The following is a 3,847-nucleotide window of genomic DNA, read 5'->3' as shown; positions in this document are numbered from 1 at the left end:
CTCCGCCGCGGAGAGCTCGCCGAGGGGCCGGCCGTGGGTGAGGGAGTGATTGCCGATCCGGTGCCCCTCGCGCACCGCCCGCTCCAGCAGCCGGCGCCCCGCCGGCGAGCGGACGTTCTCGCCGACGACGAAGAAGACGGCGGACGCCTGCCGCTGGGCGAGGGCGTCGAGAACCCGGTCCGTGACGCCGGGTGTCGGGCCGTTGTCAAAGGTCAGGGTGATTTTCGGGCGCATCACTCCCCAGCGTACCTTGCCTGACTGATCGATCAGACAGTATCGTGGGCGGATGACCGCGGCGGTTTCGAAGTCCGAGGTGCCTGCCGGTGACGCCCGGCAGCGGATCCTGCAGACGACGATCCAGTGCTTCTGCGCGTACGGCTACGAGAAGTCCTCGATGAAGCTGATCTCGACGAGGGCCGGCGTCTCGCAGACGCTGCTGCACTATCACTTCGAGACCAAGGAAAAGCTCTTCCAGGCGGCGATCGACGACATGGCCAAGCGCATGTTCGCCACGGCGGCGACGCGGCTGCCGGGGCAGCTGTCGGTGCGCGAGGGCCTGACCGAGGCGGCCGGGCTGATGTACGCCTTGTTCATCGACAACATCGACGCGGTCACGTTCATGGTCGAGTTCGCCGCGGCGGCCAACCACAACGAGTTCCTGCGGGTCGCGTATGTCGACTATCGCGATACCCAACGCCGGCAGCTCGGCGAGGCGCTGCGCCGCATCGCCGGTGACGACGTGCCGCAGCGCTTGATCGACGAGTCGGTGCGCCTCTTCGAAACCGTGCTGCTGGGCATGTCGATGCAGCGGCCGTTCGTTTCCGACACCTCGGCCTTCCGTCGCGACTTCGACGTGTTCGCCCAACTGCTCGCGGCCCGCATCACCGAAGGATTGGAACCCAGGCGATGACCCCGAACCTCACCGATCAACCGATGGTCGAAGACGCGGTGACCGGATCCGGCGGCAAACGAATCTTCGTGCGCCGCTACGACAACCCCACCGCCGACTACGTGTTGGTGCTGGTGCACGGCACCGCCGGCAACAGCGAGAGCTACGACGCGTTCGCCGAGCACATGCGCCGGAACTTTCCGGCGGCCGTCTATTCGTTCGACCTGACCGGGCATGGCCGCACCGAGGGGGAGCCGGGCGTGTTCAGCTTCGAGGACTTCCTCGAAGACACCAGGGCGGTAACCGATTACGCGGCGCGGCGCACGTCCCTCCCGGTCGTCCTGCACGGCGCCAGCCAGGGCGGGGAAGTCGCGTTCCACGCGCTCGACGCGTGCCCGGCCGTGACGGCCGGCGTGTGCATGAACATCCTGTTGAACCACGAGGCGCCGATGAGCCCGGCGATCCGATTGTTCCGGTCGCGCCCGGCGAAGTGGGCGGCCAAGACGTTCGGCGATCGGCTGCGGGTCCCATTAAGACGCGTCATCGACTTCGAGGCCGCCTACCAGGAAGACCCCGGGCTGCTCGACACCAAGAGGAAGGACCCGTTCTACGTCTGGCGGTACGGGCTCAAGAGCTACCACTCGGTGTTCAACTACGTCCCGCCAAAACCCGCCGCCGCCAACACGAAACCCGTCCTCATCACCTGCGGGGAGCACGACGAGATCGTCGGCGCCGAGCACTGCCGGGCATGCTTCGAGCGGATCGGCGGTACCAAGGACTTCTTCATGATGCCCGGCGGCGGGCATCAGCTGATGCTGTTCGACACGGTCGTCTACAGCCGGGTGATCGACTCGTGGATCCGGGAACGCGTGCTCGGGCACGCGCAGTCGTGGGAGCCGCCCATCGAGCCCGAGGAGCGGCGCTACTTCGAGTTCCTCGATCGCGAACGGGCCAACGATACGAAAGGCGAGCCCGAGTACCACTATTCGCTGATCGATCGCGCGCTGATGCGGATCAGCAACGGCACGATCGAGCGCGGGGTGCGCTACTTCTCCAATGCCGAGGTCAGCGAGCAGTGGCGCTTCACCGCGGACCTCGTCGGCGAAATCGACTACGCCGCATGGGACTTCCTGCGCGACTATCTTCCTGCGGTAGAGGGCCCGAGGATGGCGGTGGTCGGTTGCGGCGGCGGCGGGGCTATCGAGGGATTGCTCAACCGCGATCCGCGACTAAGCGAGTGGGACATCGTGGGCATCGACGTCGACTACAAGTCGATCGACGCGGCCCGCAAGCGTTTTGCCGGCAAGGCGGGGGTGAGCTTCGTCGTCGGCGACGCGCGTGACCCGGAGGTGTTGGGGGCCGATCGATTCGACCTGGTTTACCTGCATGGGGTGCTCGACCACTGCACCGAGCACCGCCGCTTGATGGACAGCGTGTTTCGCGCGCTGAGGCCGGGCGGCCGGATGTTCTATGTCGCGCCCGATCGCAACGTGTGCACGTGGCTGTGTTTCGTGACGGTCGGGCCGTTGTTCGTGTTCGGTCTGCACAAGCCGAACCATGACTTTCGGCGATTCCCCCGCCCCGCCGAATTGAACGCGGTGCTCGAGCAGGCCGGGTTCGAGCTACTGCCCCGGCGAGGCCGGCCGGACGCCCCCGCCATGGTCGGGGTCGAATACAAGTCGGGGATGAATCCGTTTCCCGTCAAGAAGTCGGTGCGCGATCGCGCCCTGGGTGAGGAGATCTTCGAGCACACCGAGCCCAGGTGGTGGCTGGGGAACGGCTTCGTCGGGGAGTTTGCGGGGGTGGCCCAGAAACCCTTGTTGAACGCCTGTTGAGCAGCGGGTTTCGATTCCCGATTCTGTGGTTATCCGGAACCAGCAGGGCAGTCAGCTTTCCGACAGGAGATCGACACGGACCTCCAAGGAACTCAGTCCTACCGCGGCCAGGGCAGTAACGGAGTGCTCCTGGTGCCAGGCGGTCTCCTTGGCGACGGCCGGTACGAGCTGCGTGGCGTCCTGGGCCGTGGTGCGATGGCCGAGGTGCGCGAGGGGTGGGACCGGAAGCTCAACCGCCCCGTCGCCATCAAGCTGCTCTACCCCGGGGTGGCCGACCGGCCGGACAACCGTTCGCGGTTCGACACCGAGGCGCGCGTCGCCGCGCGGCTGACCGGGAGGCACGTCGTGGTGGTGCACGACGTCGGCGAGCACTACGGGTTGCCGTTCATCGTCATGGAGCGGCTACCGGGAGTGACGCTGGCCGACCACATCGCCCGCGGGCCGCTGCCGGTGCCCTTCGTGCACGCCGTCCTCGACGGTGTCCTGGACGCCCTTGCCGAAGCGCATCAGGCCGGCATCCTGCACCGCGACGTCAAGCCCGGCAACATCCTGTTCACCGCCGCGGGGGAACCCAAGCTCGCCGACTTCGGCATCGCCAAGACCTCCGGCGCCGCCTACACCAGGGCGGGCGAGGTCGTCGGCAGCATGGCCTACCTGAGCCCCGAGCGGCTGACGTCCAAGCCGGCCACGGTGCTCGACGACCTGTACTCCGTCGGCGTGGTGGGTTACGAGGCGCTGACGGGGCGGCGGCCGTTCCCGCAGGAGGACCTGGGCGCGCTGGCGCGCGCGATCCTGCAGGAGTCGCCGCCGCCGCTGGCCACGCTGCGTCCGGACGTGCCCCCGCCGCTCGCCGCCGCGATCGAGCGCGCGATGGCCCGCGACCCCGCCTGGCGGTTCGACCAGGCGGGTGCCATGCGGGCCGCGCTGGTCGGCGCCCCGCCGCCGGTGATGCCCACCGGCACCCGCGTGATGGAAGCCCCGCCGCCGGCCGTGCTGACCTACACGCCCGCGCGGCTGGAGCCGGACAGTCCGCGGCGCAAGTGGTGGATCGCGGCGATCGCGGCGGCCTTCCTGTTGGCACTCCTCCTGCTGGCGATCGATCCGCCGTTCTCGGCGCCACCGC

Annotated in this window: 4 protein-coding genes; 3 read left to right on the top strand and 1 reads right to left on the bottom strand. The window is 68.2% G+C overall.

The window, feature by feature from the left end:
* Positions 1 to 234: polysaccharide deacetylase family protein (locus tag A9X03_RS24280; protein WP_156746659.1), on the bottom strand; the 234-nt coding region annotated here is incomplete at its 3' end.
* A gap of 52 nt (positions 235 to 286) precedes the next feature.
* On the opposite strand from A9X03_RS24280, the gene A9X03_RS24275 reads away from it, so the two are divergent.
* The 3 genes from A9X03_RS24275 to A9X03_RS24265 form a co-directional block, all read left to right on the top strand.
* A complete protein-coding gene (locus tag A9X03_RS24275) occupies positions 287 to 910 on the top strand; it encodes a TetR/AcrR family transcriptional regulator (protein WP_068263369.1) in 624 nt (207 codons plus the stop codon).
* Positions 907 to 2,724, top strand: a complete 1,818-nt coding sequence (locus tag A9X03_RS24270) for an alpha/beta fold hydrolase (RefSeq protein WP_068263366.1) — start codon at positions 907 to 909, stop codon at positions 2,722 to 2,724. The genes A9X03_RS24275 and A9X03_RS24270 overlap by 4 nt, the downstream gene beginning before the upstream one ends.
* Positions 2,725 to 2,856: 132 nt before the next feature.
* On the top strand, positions 2,857 to 3,847 hold a 991-nt coding region (locus A9X03_RS24265), incomplete at its 3' end, for a serine/threonine-protein kinase (RefSeq protein WP_231975454.1).

It is taken from the genome of Mycobacterium sp. E1715, assembly GCF_001667625.1.
Lineage (GTDB): Bacteria > Actinomycetota > Actinomycetes > Mycobacteriales > Mycobacteriaceae > Mycobacterium.
This window is presented reverse-complemented; position numbering and strand designations above follow the sequence as displayed.